Raw genomic sequence first — 15575 nt, 5'->3', positions numbered from 1 at the left:
CGTCGCGCGGCCTCGTCCAAGCGTTCGTTGCAGCCTTAGGGGAATAATAGACCCATGCAGAACATAACTGTAACTGCCCGCGAACGTGATACCGTTCTTGCGGCTCTACGCTATTATCAATTCTATAGGATGCAGGGTCATCCTTTCGATCCGCGGCAGGATCATCTCATCGATGCCATCGCGAGTGAGAATGGCGACGCTCTGGATTTGACCGAAGTCGATGATCTGTGTGCGGGCCTGAACGGCAACAAGCACGCATTGCGCGCCAGCGCCTGAGCGCGACTTCGGGGCGGAGTGATCCGCCCCTATCTCGGACGGGCCGATCCGGATTTCTCGGCCACACCCCACATTGCAATTTCAACGCGCATTCGGACCGGGTTCAGAACACCTGGACGATCCGGGCCGCCGCAGGGTGCGGCCCGAGCCCCGCATCGGCGAGGCTCGGCACGACGAGCGCGTAGGCCGTCAGGATGGTGCCGGCGGCGAAGAGCTTGATGAGATCGCGCATGGTCTGTCCCCTCGTGGTGGAGCCCGCGTCGCGGCCGGCTCTCGTTGGGGTAGGGTCTAGCAGGGCCGTCTTTCACGCCTGTTGCGTCGCGCCGCCGAAAGATTGCGTTGCGGGCGCAACGATGAGGGGCGGAGCGCCGCTCGGGGCGGCCTGAAACCTTTCGAGCGCCGCGTGCGTAGGCCGGGCCGTTCCCGCCGGATCGGGAACGCGGGAAGCGCCGGCGGCAGTTCGGCGGCCCGGGTCTAGGGGAAACCCACGGAGCAGCGGGCGGGGCGTCCGGCACGGGCGCTCCGCCCCACCGGGGCCGCGGGCTGGTACCTGTCAGGGGCTCTGCGAAAGCTGCTGCTTGGCCCGGGCGAGGGCCGCCTCGCAGCCCTTGGCATCCCCCTTCTTGTCGGCGGTCCGGGCCTCGTCGAGGGCGACCTTGGCCTGCTGCGCCGTGTCGGCGCCCTTCCCGGCCTCGGCCGATTTCTCGGGCGGGGCCTCGGCCACGGCGGGCTGGCCGGCCCGGCCGGGTTCGGCGCCCTGGCCCTCGCGGGCGGCGGCGACGGACTTTCCGCTCGTCGAGGCGGAGATGGCGTCGCGGGCCTCGTCCTTCACACGCTTGTCGAGGGCCGCGATCTGGTCCGAGCAGGGCGAGGCGTAGGCCGCTCCGGGCAGCGTCGCCACGGCGACGGAGAGGCAGGCGGCGAACGGCCGGACGAGACGCATCATGGGCGGAAGATCCTCGATTGCTGGCGGCATCCGTGCAGGCCGAGGCTTACAGCGCGAGGCTTGCCGCGGGTGCCGGTCGCGGGAGGACCGCTTCAGGCGCGGCTCCCGATCCCTGCGGGAGGCACCGAGCCTCCGCGTCGGCCCCTCGGAACGACGCGGGTGCGCGGACGGAAGGCCCGCAGGTCCCGGGCGTCACCCCGGAGACCTGCGGAGCGCTCAGGCGCTGAGCTTGTCGCGGATCGGCAGCTCGCGGATGCGCCGGCCCGTGGCCGCGAAGACCGCGTTGGCGATGGCCGGCGCGACGGGCGGGACGCCCGGCTCGCCGACGCCGCCGAGCGGCGCCCGGTAATCCGGGTTCGGCAGCAGGTGGACGTGAACCTCCGGAGCGGCGTCGATCCGGACGATCTCGTAGCCGTCGAAGTTGTTCTGCTGCGCACGGCCCTGCTTGAAGGTGATCTCGGAGGTGAGTGCGAGGCCCATCCCCATCACCACCGCGCCCTCCATCTGCGAGCGCACCCGCTCCGGGTTCACCTGCGGCCCGCAATCGACCGCGATGTGGACGCGCTTGACCGAGACCTGGCCCTTGTCGCTCACCTCCACCTCGGCCGCGACCGCGGTGTAGGTGACGAAGCTGTAATGGCCCGCGATGCCGAGGCCGCGGCCCTTCTCCATCTTCCGGCCCCAGCCGATGCCGCCCGCCGCCGCCTCGATGGCGCGGCGCAGGCGCCCCGTCTCGATCGGGTAGCGCTTCGGATCCTCGCCGTAGTTCCAGACGTCGCCGATGTCGGTCGGGTCGATCTTCCGGTCGGGTCCGATCAGCTCGAGCAGGTACTCCTTCGGGTCGCGGCCCGCCTCGTGCGCGAGTTCGGCCACGAAGGACTGGATCGCGAAGGCGTGCGGGATGTTCGAGACCGAGCGGAACCAGCCGATGCGCACATGCGCGGGGGCCTCCGGGTTCTCCAGCCGGATGTTGGGCAGGTTGAAGGGTGTGTTGACGAGGCCCATGCCGAGCTCGAAGGGGAGCTCGTGCTTCGGGTCCGGCGCGAAGATCGAGCCGATCGTCGGCGCCGTCGAGCGGTGGAGCCAGGCCACCGGCATGCCCTTCTCGTCGAGGCCGGCCTCCACGTGCTCCACCGAGATCGTGTGGTAGTAGCCGTGGTGGATGTCGTCCTCGCGGGTCCAGGTCAGCTTGACCGGCACGCCGCCGACGGCCTGCGAGCAGAGCGCGGCCTCGACCACGTAGTCGGGCTTCGACTTGCGGCCGAAGCCGCCGCCGAGCAGCGTCACGTTCACCTTGACCTTGTCGGCCGGGAGCTTGAGCGCCTTGACGAGGCGGTCATGGGCGGCCTGCGGCCCCTGCGTGCAGGCCCAGGCCTCGCAGGCCCCGTCCTTCACGAAGGCCACCGCGGCCGGGGGCTCCATCGGCGCCTGGACGAGGTGGGGCACGAAGTACTCGGCCGTGATCCGCTTCTTGGCCTTGGCCATGGCGCCGTCCACGTCGCCCTGGTTGCGCACGACCTTGCCGGGCGCGCGGGCCGCCTTCTCCAGCTCGCCCCGGAACGCGTCCGTGTCGTAGCCCGCGTTCGGGCCGTCGTCCCAGGTGATCTTGAGGGCGTCGCGGGCCTTCAACGCCGCCCAGGTGTTCTTGGCCACCACCGCGACGCCGCCGAGCGGCATGAACTCGGAGGGGATGGGCGCCCCTTCGATCTGGAAGATCTTCACGACGCCGGGGACCTTCTTGGCCTCCGAATCGTCGAGGCTCGCGACCTTGCCGCCGTAGACGGGCGGCCGGGCGACGAGGGCGTAGAGCATCCCGTCGAGGCGGGTGTCGAGGCCGTAGATCGCCTTGCCGGTCGTGATGTCGCGGTTGTCGATGAGGCCGATCTCGCCCTTGCCGATGTAGCGGAAGGCCTTCGGGTCCTTCAGCGCCACGCTCTCGCGGGCGGGGACGGGAAGCGCGGCGGCGGCCGCCGCGGCCTCGCCGTAGCCCATCTGGCGCTTCGACTTGGCGTGGACGACGACGTGGTTCTCGGCGCTCACCTCGGAGACCGGCACGCCCCATTGCTTGGCGGCAGCCTCGCGCAGCATCAGGCGGGCGGCGGCGCCGACATGGCGGAAATGCTGGAAGAAGTGGCGCAGGCTCCGCGAGCCGTCGGTATCCTGGTTGCCGAAGCGGGTCTCCTCGCCCCAGGCCTGGACGACCTTGACCTTCGACCAGTCGGCCTCGAGCTCGTCGGCCACCACGAGGGCGATCGAGGTGCGCACGCCCTGGCCCATCTCCGAGCGGTGGTTCGTCACGGTCACCGTGCCGTCGGGCGCGATGGCGACGAAGACCTTCGGATCGTCCTTCCAGCCGTTCGGCATGCCGTCGGCGCCGAACTTCTTGGGCTCGTCCTTCTTCTCCTCGGCCTGCGCGCGGTCACGCAGCGAGAGGGCGAGCGCGAAGGCGCCCAGGCCGCCCAGCACCGCCCGGCGGCTGACATTGGCGAGCACGGCCGGCACGGCGGCCTTCGGGGTCTCGGCCGCGAGTTCGGCCATCAGCTTGGCGTCGTGGATCACAGGCGCTCTCCCTTGGTTCCGGGGGCGGATTTGGGCTGGCCGGCGGCCTGGTGGATGGCGGCGCGGATGCGCGGATAGGTGCCGCAGCGGCAGAGATTGCCGCTCATCGCCTCGTCGATCTGGGCGTCGGTCGGCTTCGGCGTGTCCTTGAGGAGGGAGGCCGCCTGCATGATCTGCCCGGGCTGGCAATAGCCGCACTGGGAGACGTTGAGGTCGCGCCACGCGGCCTGGACCGGGTGGTTGCCGTCCGGCGAGAGCCCCTCGATCGTCGTGACCGTCTGGCCCTCGGCCGCCGAGACGGGGGTCACGCAGCCGCGCACGGCCGTGCCGCCGAGATGGACGGTGCAGGCGCCGCAGAGGGCCTGACCGCAGCCGAACTTGGTGCCGGTGAGGCCCAGCTCGTCCCGCAGGTACCAGAGCAGGGGCATGTCGGGATCGCCGTCGAAGCTGCGCTCAGCCCCGTTCACGGTGAATTTGATCATCAGCATCGTCCTGTCGTGAGGCACGGGGGCCGGCCCCGGGGCACAGCGGGTGCCCCAGGCAGCGCAAGCGGTGCCAGGGTGCCCGCGATCTGGCCTCCCGAACGGGAGACCGGAATCGCGACCGCCCCCGGTCCGCGCCGTCTTCAGAATGAATTCAATCTAAGCCAGCTGTCCGCCGCGCGGCAACACGGGTGCATCGCCTCCCGGCCCGCGAACCCTGCGCGGAGCGCATGGTATGTGCCCTTTCGCACAGGGCGCGGCCCGGTTCAGACCGTGACCTGCGTGCCGACCTCGACGACGCGTCCGGTCGGGATCTGGAAGAAGTCCGTCGCGTCGTTGGCGTTCTTGGCGAGCGTGATGAAGATGCGGTCCTGCCAGAGCGGCATGCCGGAATGCGCCGCCGGCCGGATCGAGCGGCGGGACAGAAAGAACGACGTCGCCATGATGTCGAACTTGAAGCCCTGCTTGCGCAGGAGCGTCAGGGTCTTGGGGATGTTCGGCTGCTCCATGTAGCCGAACTTCATCACGACCTTCGAGAAATGCGGCCCGATCGGCTCGATGCGCACCTTGTCCGCCTGGTTCGAGCGGGGGGTGTCGACCGTCTCGACCGTCAGGATGACGTTCTTCTCGTGCAGGACCTTGTTGTGCTTGAGGTTGTGCAGGAGGGCCGCGGGCGCGATCTCGGGGTCGCTCGTGAGGAACACGGCCGTGCCCCGCACGTGGTGGGGCGGGCTCTTCTCCAGCATCCCGACGAGCTCGACCAGCGGCACGTCGGTCTTGCGGGTCTTGTTGAACAGGATGGTGACGCCCCGCACCCAGGTCCACATCAGCACGATGAGGCAGCCCGCCACGAGCAGCGGCACGTAGCCCCCCTCGAACACCTTCAGGAGGTTCGAGAGCATGAACAGGAACTCGACCACGATGAAGGGCATGATCGCCGCCGCGGCCGCGATCGGCGACCAGCGCCAGTAGCGCCAGAGCACGATGAAGGAGAGCGAGGCGGTGAGCAGCATCGTGCCCGTCACGGCGATGCCGTAGGCCGAGGCCAGCGCCGAGGAGGAGCGGAACAGCACCGCCAGCACCACGACGCCGATCATCAGGAGCAGGTTGATCTGCGGCAGGTAGATCTGGCCCGAATGGGATTCGGAGGTATGGCGGATCTCGAGCCGCGGCAGCAGGCCGAGCTGGATCGCCTGCCGCGAGAGCGAGAAGGCGCCCGTGATCACCGCCTGGCTCGCCGTGACGGTGGCGAGCGTCGCCAGAACCACCATCGGGATCAGGCCCCATTCGGGCACGAGCTGGTAGAACGGGTCCGTCGTGTCGGGCTTGGCGAGCACCAGCGCGGTCTGTCCGAGGTAGTTGAGGACGAGGCAGGGCGCGACGAGGCCGAGCCACGCCACCTGGATCGGGCGGCGCCCGAAATGGCCGAGATCGGCGAAGAGCGCCTCCGCGCCCGTCACCGCGAGGAAGACGGCGCCGAGCGCCACCAGCGCGCCCGAGCCGTGGCCGAGCAGGTAATGCACCGCATACCAGGGGTGGAAGGCCCAGAACACGCCGGGATTGGCCAGGATGTGCGGCAGGGCCGCGAGCGCCAGGGCCAGGAACCACACGACCATGATCGGCCCGAAGAAGGCCGCGACCTTGCTGGTGCCCCGGCTCTGCACGAGGAAGAGGGCGACGATGATGCCGACCGTGATCGGCAGCACGGAGTTCTCGAAGGCGGGGGTGACGAGCTTCAAGCCCTCCACCGCCGAGAGCACGGAGATGGCGGGCGTGATCACGGCATCGCCGTAGAACAGCGAGGCGCCGAGGAGCCCGAGGGTGAAGACGAGGCGCGAGCCGCCGAGCGACTTCCGGGCGAGCGCCATCAGCGAGAGGATGCCGCCCTCGCCGTTGTTGTCCATCCGGAGGAGGATGGCGACGTACTTGATGGTGACGATGAGCAGCAGCGCCCACAGGATCAGCGAGGCGGTGCCGAGCACCTCCTCGGCGAGCAGGATGTTGTCGGCGCGCGCCGGCGCCAGCGCCTCGCGGAAGGCGTAGAGCGGGCTCGTGCCGATGTCGCCGTAGACGACGCCGACCGAGCCGACGACGAGGGTCCAGAAGCTCGCAGGGGCGTGCCCCTCCTCGGGCCCGTCCAGGACCCCCGCCGAGGTCGGCGGGGTGCCTCCGCCCTCGCCGGGCGCGGGAGCTCCGGAGGCCGTGCCGGAAGCGCCTGCGGCGGAGGCCGTACCGGAAGCGCCCGCGGCGGCTTGAGCGGCGGGGACGCTCGGTGTGGCGGAGTGCGTCATGAAGGGCGATCTAGGGTGAGGGCCGCCCGAAGGCTCGCGACGCGGCGCATCGAGGACGCCATGGGGACGCGATGCCGTCCGGGGCACGCGCGCCCGGCGCTCGCCGGGCCGCTCAAGGGGATCGTGCCGGCACGCTTAGCACGCGGCCGGAGCGGCGGAAACAGCGACCTTTCGGCAAGCCCCGGCCGGGCCATCGGCCCGGCCTCGGGATCAGCGGGCGAGCCTCACTCGGCGGCGCTGCGGGCGCCCTGGCCGAAGCGGCGCTCGATGTAGTCGATGACGATGGTCTCGAAGTCCTTGGCGAGGGTGGCGCCGCGCAGCGTCATCGCCTTCTTGCCGTCGATGAAGACCGGCGCGCTCGGGGTCTCGCCCGTGCCGGGCAGCGAGATGCCGATATCGGCATGCTTCGACTCGCCCGGGCCGTTCACGATGCAGCCCATCACCGCGACGTTCAGCCCTTCCACGCCCGGATAGGTCTTCTTCCATTCCGGCATCGAGGTGGTGATCCAGTTCTGGATGTCGCGGGCGAGCTCCTGGAAGGTCGTCGAGGTGGTGCGCCCGCAGCCCGGGCAGGCGGCGACCAGGGGCACGAAGGTGCGGAAGCCCATCGTCTGCAGGAGTTCCTGGCTCGTCTTGACCTCCAGCGTGCGGTCGCCGCCGGGCTCGGGGGTGAGCGAGTAGCGGATCGTGTCGCCGATGCCCTCCTGGAGCAGCACGCCGATGGCGGCCGAGGCCGCGACGATGCCCTTCGAGCCCATGCCGGCCTCGGTCAGGCCGAGGTGGATCGCGTAGTCCGAGCGGCGGGCGACCTCGCGGTAGACCGCGATCAGATCCTGCACGGCCGAGACCTTGGCCGAGAGGATGATGCGGTCCTTCGGCAGGCCGAGATCCTCGGCGCGCTTGGCCGAGGAGAGGGCCGATTGCACCATCGCCTCGCGCATCACGGCGCGGGCGTCGATGGGCCTCGGGGATTTCGCGTTCTCGTCCATCAGGTGCGTGAGGAGCTCGCCGTCGAGCGAGCCCCAGTTGGCGCCGATGCGCACGGTCTTCCCGTACCGGATCGCCTGCTCGATGATCGTCGAGAACTGCGTGTCCTTCTTCTCCTTGAAGCCGACATTGCCCGGGTTGATCCGGTACTTGGCGAGCGCCTCGGCGCAGGCCGGGTGGTCGGAGAGGAGCTTGTGGCCGATGTAGTGGAAGTCGCCGACGAGGGGCACGTGCACGCCGATGCGGTCGAGGCGCTCGCGGATCTTCGGAACGGCGGCGGCCGCCTCGTCGCGGTCGACGGTGATGCGGACGAGTTCCGAGCCGACCCGGGCGAGCTGGGCGACCTGCGCCACGGTGCCGTCGATGTCGGCCGTGTCGGTGTTCGTCATGGACTGGACGACGACGGGAGCGCCGCCGCCGACGGTGACCGCGCCCTCCCCCGTGCCGACGCGCACGCCGACCGTGCGGTGCCGGGGGGCCGGCCCTGCGATCTCGGGGCCGGTTCCGCCGAGGGTCTCGGGAGCGGCTGCGGCTGTGGTGAGTTCCATCGATGGACCTTGTCTGCAGGATCTCGTCTGCGATCCTTCGGGGCGCGCGTGGCCCGGGCCGCAGGGCTCCCGCCCCGCCCGTCTCCGGGTTTCGCCGCCCCCGGCGGCCCGGGCCCGCTCGTTCGGAGCCGGCGCGCCGCCAGGATCAACTCAAGAGATGCGCAGGATACGCGCGCGTTGGTTTAGCTGAGATTGCCGGCCCGCAGCGTCAAGCCGAGGCCGCGCATGGCAGCATCGCGCGTGTCATGTCGCATCCGGGCGCGAATGTCGAGGCGGAGGGCCGTTCTCCCCGATTCCGGCGCCCCGCCCCTGCGGGCGGCCGGGCTTGCGGCCCTTTCGCCTCATCGGCTGCCCCGGCCCCGTGCGCCGATTCGCGGAACGGAGGCGTCGGCCGGCCGTTTGGCCTGGCCGTTGCTGTTGCAGCGCAACATACCATGTTGAGAGGCATGACGGATCCCATGAGCCGCACCGAGAGACCAGCCCCGCCCGCGGCGAACCCGCACGGGCCGGAGCCGCACAACCCGGCCACCGCCGTGCCCGAGCCCGTGCAGTCCGAGGACGGGATCGAGGCGCGGTCCGAGGCGCGCCCGCCGATGCACGTCCTGGCCGGTGCGCGGGCGGAGAAGACCGTCGCCCTCGCCCTTCAGGGCGGCGGCGCGCACGGCGCCTTCACCTGGGGCGTGCTCGATGCGCTGATCGAGGATGGCCGCCTCGGCTTCGAGGCGGTCACGGGGGCGAGCGCGGGCGCCATGAACGCGGTCGTGATGATCGACGGCTGGCTCTCGGGCGGCCCCAAGGGGGCGCGCGAGGCGCTGGAGCGGTTCTGGCGGGAGGTCAGCCTCGACGGCGACCTCTGGCCGGCCCAGCGCCGCGTCGTCAGCGGGCTGCTCGGCCTGTGGCAGGGCAACCCGGTCGCCGAGTTCTGGACGAAGGCGCTGATGCCGAGCCCCTACGTCGCCAACCCCCTCAACGTGAACCCGCTGCGCAAGGCTCTGGCCAAGCAGGTCGATTTCGAGCGGCTGCGGGAGGCCGAGACGGCGGGCGTCTACGTCTCGGCCACCAATGTCTGGACCGGCAAGCTCGCCGTGTTCGAGCGCGAGCGGCTCACGGTCGACCACCTGATGGCCTCGGCCTGCCTGCCCACCGTGTTCCAGGCGGTCGAGATCGACGGCGTGCCCTACTGGGACGGGGGCTATCTCGGGAACCCACCCCTCTATCCCCTGCATCGCGGGGCGCGCACGCGGGACATCCTCCTCGTCCAGATCAACCCCGTCGAGCGGCGCGAGACGCCCCGCACCGAGGCCGAGATCCAGGACCGGCTGAACGAGATCACGTTCAACGCCAACCTGATGCGGGAGCTGCGCGCGATCGACTTCGTGGACAACCTGATCGACGAGGGCGTCCTCGGCCAGGGCGCCTACGAGCGGGTGCGGGTCCACCGGATCGACGGCACCGACGCCCTCGAGGATTACCCGGCCTCCTCGCGCCTCGACGCGCGCTGGCGGGTGTTCGAGCGCCTGCGCGACCGGGGTCGCGCGGCCGCGCAGGCGTGGCTCGCGGAGCATTTCGAGCGGGTCGGCCACGAATGCACCCTCGATCTCCACGCCGCCTACCAGTAGTCTCAAGCACAAACCCCGTCCGCGACGGGCGCGGGCGGGGATTAAAGGTGCCTCGGCACCCGTCTGAACCGGTATGACATCCGACAAGTCGAAGCGTCCCGATATCGTCGAGTTGCTGGTGCCCCTGAGGCGCTACGCGCGCTCGCTCACCCGCGACACGCTGAGGGCCGACGATCTCGTGCACGACACCCTCGTGCGCGCCCTGGAGGCTCAGGCGACCCTGCGGCCGAGCACCAACCTGCGCACCTGGATGATGACGGTGCTGCACAACGTCTTCATCGACGACCAGCGTCGCAAGCGCGTCGAGGCGCGCCACGCCGACGTGCTGGTGCAGATGAGCGACGAGGTGGCGCTGCCCGCCCAGGAAGGGCAGGTGCGCCTCGCCCAGATCCGCGAGGCCTTCCTGACCCTGCCCGAGGAGCAGCGCGCGGCCCTGCATCTCGTGACGATCGAGGGCATGGCCTACGCCGATGCCGCGGCCGTGCTCGGCATCCCCATCGGGACCCTGATGTCGCGGCTCGGCCGCGGACGCGCGGCGCTGCGGGCCTTCGAGGAGGGCCGGCCCGCCCGCAAACCGCCCGAGCGCGAAGGGGGAGGCTCGGAGCGGCCGCATCTGCGCCTCGTGCCGTCGAGCGGCCAGCCGGAGATCCGGGGAGCCCCGCCCCTCGGCTACGAGAGCCGGGCCGTCGGGGAAACCTGAGGCCACCCGCACCGGCCGCCGCATCGGCCGGTCTCGCGATCGTTCAAGATGCGCCCGGACAGGGCATGAGGACCTGCCGCCATGGTCGACCCGATTACCGATTCCGATCTCATCGCCTTCGTGGACGGCGAGCTCGACGTCATGAGGCGCCTGGAGGTCGAGGCCCATCTCGCGCGCCACCCCGAGGTGGCGGCCCGCGTGATGGCCGAGATGCACGACAGCGACGCCCTGCGCGCCGCCTTCGCCCGGCTGCCCGGCCCCGGCCCCGAGCGCAACCGGGCTGCCGCCCGCCGCCTCGACCGCTCGCTCCGCTGGCGCTCCGTCGGCGCCCGCCTGCGGCGCGCGGCGGCCATCGCCATCCTGGTCGGGGCCGGCTGGCTCGCCCATGCCGAGGTCGGCGGGTTCGGCGTGCCCGATACCTTCGCCTCCCCGATCGATCCGACCTTCGTGGAGGACGCGGCGCAGGCCCGCCAGACGGCGCAGCTGCGCGCCCGCATGGCCTCGCAGCGGCCGACGCCGGCCTACGACCGGGCCGACATCGAGGCGGCGACGGGCATCCGCCTGCCGGACCTGCCCGCCGGATGGACGGTGCGGGACGTGCAGGTCTTCCCCGCCCATCGCGGCGCGGGCGTCGAGGTCGCGATCGACGCGGGCGCCCTCGGAGAGGTCTCGCTGTTCGCCACGCACCGCAAGTCGGGCGCCCGCGAGAAGGAGGTTGTCCGCTCCAGCGACGGCACCACCGCCTACTGGACGGCGGGCGGCTCCACCTACGCCCTCAGCGGCACCCGCGACGCGACCGACCTGCGGCAGGCGGCCGCCGACCTCGCGGGCGAGATGGGCCGGGAGAAGCTCTGAGCCGGGAGAAGCTCTAAGTGGGGCGATCGGCCTCTCCGAGACCCGTCCGGGTCGGCCCGCCGAGGGCGGCCTCCCGGGTGGGAGAGGTGAGCGGCGGACCTACCGCCCGCCCTCGATCATCGAGGACGTCCGGTCCGTCGCGACGAGGGCGCGGGCCTCGGCCGCGTCGACATCCATGCGGGCGACCAGCGCCTCGGCGCTCGCGAAGCGCTCCTCGCCGCGGATGAAGGCGAGGAACTCGACCTCGAGCGCCTGCCCGTAGAGGTCGTCCGCGAAATCGAACAGGTTGACCTCGAGGAGCGGCGCCCCGTCGTCGAAGGTGGGGCGGCGGCCGTAGCTCGCCACGCCCGCGCGGACCCGCCCGTCCGGCAGCCGCGCCCGCACCGCGTAGATGCCGTGGGCGAGGCCGCAATCGTCGAGTGCGATGTTGGCGGTGGGGTAGCCGAGGACCCGCCCGCGCTTGTCGCCGTGGCGGACCTCGCCCCGCACGAACCAGCGGTAGCCGAGGAGCGCGTTCGCCCGGGCGATGTCGCCGCCGGAGAGCGCCGCGCGGATGGCGCTGGAGGAGACCGGCTCCGCCTCGTCGACCAGCGAGACCGCCGGAAGGATGCGGCAGGACAGGCCGTAATCCCGGCAGAGCCCGGCGAGCAGCGTCGGCGTTCCCTCGCGCCCCCGGCCGAAATGGAAATCATGCCCGATCACCACGCCCGAGAGCCCGAGATCCTCCACGAGCAGGCCCCGCACGAAGTCGCGTGCGCCCGTGCCGGCAAGGCCCGCATCGAAGCGGCGCACGACGAGCCCGTCGAGGCCGAGGCGCCGGAACACGATCTCCTTGGCGCCGGGGTCGGTCAGGCGGAACAGGGGGAGGTGCGGCGCGAAATAGGCCCGCGGATGCGGCTCGAAGGTGAGGACGACGGCCGGGCGCCCGTCGGCGCGCGCGCCCGCGCGCACGGCCTCCACGAGGCTCCGGTGGCCGCGATGCACCCCGTCGAAATTGCCGATCGCCGCCACGGCGCCGCGCAGCTGCGGCGGCAGCGGCTCGTCCTCGCGGCAGACCGTGAAGGGCCGCGCGGGTGTCTCGTCGGCGGACGACATCGGACTCATGGGGCGTTGCGGGGCGGGTGGGCCGGGCTCTGGGGGAGGAGGCCGGGCGGACCCTGTCGAAAACCGCACGGGGGGTCAAGCGAGGGGCACGGGCCCCGCGGGTGGGGCGCGTACGGATGCGCGCGCAGTTAACCGCTTCGCAAGCGGGTCTCCGGTAATTTCGCGACTACGAGGCGCCGCGTCGCTGGGCGCTTCCCTCAATATGCAGGGGACGCCGCACCGTCCCCCGGGAATACGGAGCGAAGAACCCCCATGGCCCTCGATCTCAGCATGCCGATCCTGGTCGTCGACGACTACCAGACGATGGTCCGCATCATCCGCAACCTCCTGAAGCAGCTCGGCTTCGAGGAGGTGGACGACGCCTCCGACGGGACCGCGGCGCTGGCCCGGCTGAAGAGCCGCAAATACGGCCTCGTCATCTCCGACTGGAACATGGAGCCGATGACGGGCTACGAGCTGCTGCGCCACGTGCGCGCCGACGAGTCGCTGCGCACCACGCCCTTCATCATGGTCACCGCCGAGTCGAAGACCGAGAACGTGATCGCCGCCAAGAAGGCCGGCGTGAACAACTACATCGTCAAGCCGTTCAACGCCGCCACGCTCAAGAGCAAGATCGAGGCGGTCTGCGGCGCCTGAGGCGTCCTGTCGATCACGGCCCCCCGGGCGGAGGGGCCGGCACGCGTACCGGCGGCGCCCGTTCGGCGCCGCCCTGTGGAGTGAGCGCGGATGCTATTCGCACGCAAGACGCGGGATTCGGCTCCCGAGCGGCCCTCGCCGGCGGTGATCCACGAGCTCGTGGAGATCGCGGAGTATATCAGCCATCTGCGCCAGGAGATCGCGGCGCTGCGGGCCAACGAGATCACCCGCGACCGCATCCCGATGGCGCACGAGGAGCTCGGCAACGTGCTCGAGGCGACGGCCGGCGCCACCAACCGGATCATGGCCTCCGCCGAGGAGATGCTGTCCCTGCCCGAGGACGCCGATTACCGGGTCAACGTCGAGGCGAAGATCTACGAGATCTTCGAGGCCTGCGCCTTCCAGGACATCACCGGCCAGCGCATCTCGAAGGTGGTCGAGGCCCTGCGCCAGCTCGAATTGCGGCTCGCCCGCTTCGCGAACGCCGTGAAGGCGCGGGACGAATCGGGCGTCGATCCGAGCGAGGCCGATCGCCGGGGCCGGGCCGAGCGCCTCCTCCTCAACGGGCCGCAGATCGGCGGGCCGGCCACCTCCCAGGACGACATCGACGCCCTGTTCGCCTGAGGCGCCTACCAGACGAGCCGCTCGATCAGCGCGTCGGGGTGCACGCTCTGGCGGGCGAGCCAGTCGGCCGCATCGCCGAGCCGTTCGTGCTCGCCGAGCACGCCGAGCTCCTCCGCATGGATGCCGCGGGCCACGAGCAGGCTCGGGATGCCGAACGCGGCGGCCCCCGCGATATCCGTGCGGAGCGCGTCGCCGATGGCCAGCACCCGGGCCCTGTCCGGCGGGCCGGCGCCGTCGAGGGCCGCCGCCTTCTCCAGCGCCGCCTCGTAGACCGGCCGGTAGGGCTTGCCCGCGTAGACGACCTCGCCTCCGATCTCGGCGTAGGCCGCCGCGATCAGCCCGGCGCAGGGGATGAGCTTCCTGTCGCGCTCCACCACGAGATCGGGATTGGCGCAGATCATCGGCACCGCGCGGGCGCGGAAGGCCGCGAGTGCGGCGCGGTAATCGTCGGCCGTCTCGCGCGTGTCGTCGAACAGGCCCGTGCAGACGACGAGGTCGGCCGCCTCGGCGGGGACGAGATCGAGGTCGAGCCCCTCGAAGATCGGCCCGTCGCGCTCCGGCCCGAGATGGTAGATGGCCGCCCCCGCGCGCCGCGCGATCAGGTCCCGCGTGAGGTCGCCGGAGGTGAGGATGGCGTCGTAGGCCTCCCGCGGCACGCCGTAGCCGTCGAGGATCCGCTGCACGCCCGGCCAGGGCCGCGGCGCGTTCGAGACGAGGATCACCCGGCGCGGCCGGCCCTCGGGGTCGAGGCGGCGGAAGCGGATCAGGGCCTCGCCCGCCGCGCGATGGCCGACCGTGCCGTCGTGCAGCACGCCCCAGACGTCGCACAGGAGGAGGTCGTAGCGCGGCGCGATGTCCGCGATGCCGGCGAGGACCGGGACGGCGGCCCGGCCCTGGGCTGGAACCGCCGCGGCGGATGAGGCTGTCATGAAGCGTCCCGGGATGGCTCTGGTCCAGGCCCGGTTAGGCGGCACGCCCGCCGATTGCAACGCCCGCCCTCAGCTCGCCCGGCGCAGGAAGTCGCGGAACGGCCGCCGCTGCGGCGGCGGCTCGGGGTCGTCGGCCGGGGGCTGAGGCGGGGGCGGCGCGGGGGGCGCGGTCAGAACCTCCGCCCGGACGGCGCGGGGCGCGGCGAAGACGCTTCCCTGCGCGAAGGGCACGTCGAGGTCGATCAGGTCGGGCACGTCGCCCTCGTGCTCGACGGCGCAGGCGACGAGGCGGATGCCGGCCCGGGCGAGCGCCGCGACGAGATCCTCCACCGCGATGTCGGAGAGGGGGCCGCGGCCCGCCGCCTGCCGGAGCAGCAGGTCGGCCGGCACCTTGACCTGCCCGACGCCGCGCTCGGCGAGCGAGAGGGCGTCGAAGCGCAGGTCCGTCGGGCGGTCGAGGATGAAGCCGATGCGGCCGCGGAGGGCGGCAAGCGCCGCCGCCTGCTCGGCGTCGAGGTTGCGCCAGCTCGCCTGCGGCAGCGCCATCACGATCCGCCCCGCGAGGCCGGGCTCGGCGGCGACGAGGCGGGCCAGCGAGCGCAGGAAGCCGGGCTCGTAGAGGGAGAGCGGCGAGAGCCCGTAGGCCACCGCCGCCTCGCTGCCGCGCCCCGCGAGATGGCGGGCGATGGTGGCGACCCGCTGCAGCATGCGCCGGTCGAGGTCGGTGGTGCGGCCGTAGCGCTCCAGCACCGGCAGGAACGCCTCCGGCGCCAGGACCTCGCCCTCGACCCGCAGCCGTGCCAGCGCCTCGTAGGAGACGACCTTGCGCTGCGGCAGCACCACCACGGGCTGCAGGTGCACCTCCAGGCCCTCGCGGTCGAAGGCCGCCACGACGGCCTCGTCGCGGGCGCCCCGCTCCGGCCTTGCGCCGGCCGGGCCCGGGACGATGTCGGCCCCGGACGATCGCGGCAGGGGCGGGATCGGCCGCGGCGCGAAGGCGGCCGGCCGCGCCGGCTCGG

General features: G+C 71.8%; 15 protein-coding genes. 6 read left to right on the top strand and 9 right to left on the bottom strand.

What is annotated here, in order from left to right:
* The first annotated feature begins 54 nt into the window (after positions 1-54).
* Positions 55-276: a hypothetical protein gene (locus E1J50_RS07035; RefSeq protein WP_109889730.1), complete on the top strand. Its 222-nt coding sequence runs from the start codon at positions 55-57 to the stop codon at positions 274-276.
* A gap of 103 nt (positions 277-379) precedes the next feature.
* Here the strand turns inward: E1J50_RS07035 and E1J50_RS28320 are convergent, their stop codons facing one another.
* The 6 genes from E1J50_RS28320 to ispG all read right to left on the bottom strand — a co-directional run bounded on the left by E1J50_RS28320 (position 380) and on the right by ispG (position 8089).
* Entirely contained in the window at positions 380-508 is a 129-nt protein-coding gene (locus E1J50_RS28320; protein ID WP_281024549.1) for a hypothetical protein, read from the bottom strand.
* A gap of 321 nt (positions 509-829) precedes the next feature.
* Positions 830-1222, bottom strand: coding sequence for a hypothetical protein (locus E1J50_RS07030; protein ID WP_132251843.1), 393 nt, complete (start codon positions 1220-1222; stop codon positions 830-832).
* Positions 1223-1438: 216 nt separating this feature from the next.
* On the bottom strand, positions 1439-3781 hold the full coding sequence (locus E1J50_RS07025) for a xanthine dehydrogenase family protein molybdopterin-binding subunit (RefSeq protein WP_132251841.1): 2343 nt from the start codon (positions 3779-3781) through the stop codon (positions 1439-1441).
* Positions 3778-4263: a (2Fe-2S)-binding protein gene (locus tag E1J50_RS07020; RefSeq protein ID WP_132251838.1), complete on the bottom strand. Its 486-nt coding sequence runs from the start codon at positions 4261-4263 to the stop codon at positions 3778-3780. The genes E1J50_RS07025 and E1J50_RS07020 overlap by 4 nt, the downstream gene beginning before the upstream one ends.
* A gap of 266 nt (positions 4264-4529) precedes the next feature.
* Complete coding sequence (locus tag E1J50_RS07015) at positions 4530-6554, bottom strand: potassium transporter Kup (RefSeq protein WP_132251836.1); 2025 nt, start codon at positions 6552-6554, stop codon at positions 4530-4532.
* Between the two features lie 224 nt (positions 6555-6778).
* Positions 6779-8089, bottom strand: coding sequence for a flavodoxin-dependent (E)-4-hydroxy-3-methylbut-2-enyl-diphosphate synthase (gene ispG, locus E1J50_RS07010; RefSeq protein ID WP_132251834.1), 1311 nt, complete (start codon positions 8087-8089; stop codon positions 6779-6781).
* A 458-nt stretch (positions 8090-8547) separates the two neighbouring features.
* On the opposite strand from ispG, the gene E1J50_RS07005 reads away from it, so the two are divergent.
* From E1J50_RS07005 to E1J50_RS06995, 3 genes are all read left to right on the top strand, one after another.
* On the top strand, positions 8548-9708 hold the full coding sequence (locus tag E1J50_RS07005) for a patatin-like phospholipase family protein (protein WP_245516462.1): 1161 nt from the start codon (positions 8548-8550) through the stop codon (positions 9706-9708).
* 73 nt (positions 9709-9781) lie between these two features.
* Positions 9782-10408, top strand: coding sequence for a sigma-70 family RNA polymerase sigma factor (locus tag E1J50_RS07000; protein ID WP_132251830.1), 627 nt, complete (start codon positions 9782-9784; stop codon positions 10406-10408).
* A gap of 81 nt (positions 10409-10489) precedes the next feature.
* Positions 10490-11263, top strand: a complete 774-nt coding sequence (locus tag E1J50_RS06995) for an anti-sigma factor family protein (RefSeq protein ID WP_132251827.1) — start codon at positions 10490-10492, stop codon at positions 11261-11263.
* Between the two features lie 99 nt (positions 11264-11362).
* Here the strand turns inward: E1J50_RS06995 and E1J50_RS06990 are convergent, their stop codons facing one another.
* A complete protein-coding gene (locus E1J50_RS06990) occupies positions 11363-12358 on the bottom strand; it encodes a bifunctional riboflavin kinase/FAD synthetase (protein ID WP_132251825.1) in 996 nt (331 codons plus the stop codon).
* Positions 12359-12619: 261 nt separating this feature from the next.
* Here E1J50_RS06990 and E1J50_RS06985 point away from each other — a divergent pair, with 261 nt between their 5' ends.
* Positions 12620-13003, top strand: coding sequence for a response regulator (locus tag E1J50_RS06985; RefSeq protein ID WP_109889715.1), 384 nt, complete (start codon positions 12620-12622; stop codon positions 13001-13003).
* A 90-nt stretch (positions 13004-13093) separates the two neighbouring features.
* On the top strand, positions 13094-13627 hold the full coding sequence (locus tag E1J50_RS06980; protein ID WP_132251823.1) for a protein phosphatase CheZ: 534 nt from the start codon (positions 13094-13096) through the stop codon (positions 13625-13627).
* A 5-nt stretch (positions 13628-13632) separates the two neighbouring features.
* Here E1J50_RS06980 and E1J50_RS06975 read toward each other — a convergent pair whose 3' ends face one another.
* The gene (locus E1J50_RS06975) at positions 13633-14556 is read right to left on the bottom strand and encodes a TIGR01459 family HAD-type hydrolase (RefSeq protein ID WP_132251821.1); all 924 of its coding nucleotides are present in this window, start codon (positions 14554-14556) and stop codon (positions 13633-13635) included.
* Between the two features lie 69 nt (positions 14557-14625).
* Positions 14626-15575, bottom strand: a 950-nt coding sequence (locus tag E1J50_RS06970) for an EAL domain-containing protein (protein WP_132251819.1), incomplete at its 5' end; no start/stop codon positions are given.

This window comes from Methylobacterium segetis (assembly GCF_004348265.1).
In the GTDB taxonomy this organism is placed as follows: Bacteria; Pseudomonadota; Alphaproteobacteria; order Rhizobiales; family Beijerinckiaceae; genus Methylobacterium; species Methylobacterium segetis.
Note: the sequence above shows the minus strand (reverse complement) of the source record. Positions and strands in the feature narration are given on the sequence as shown.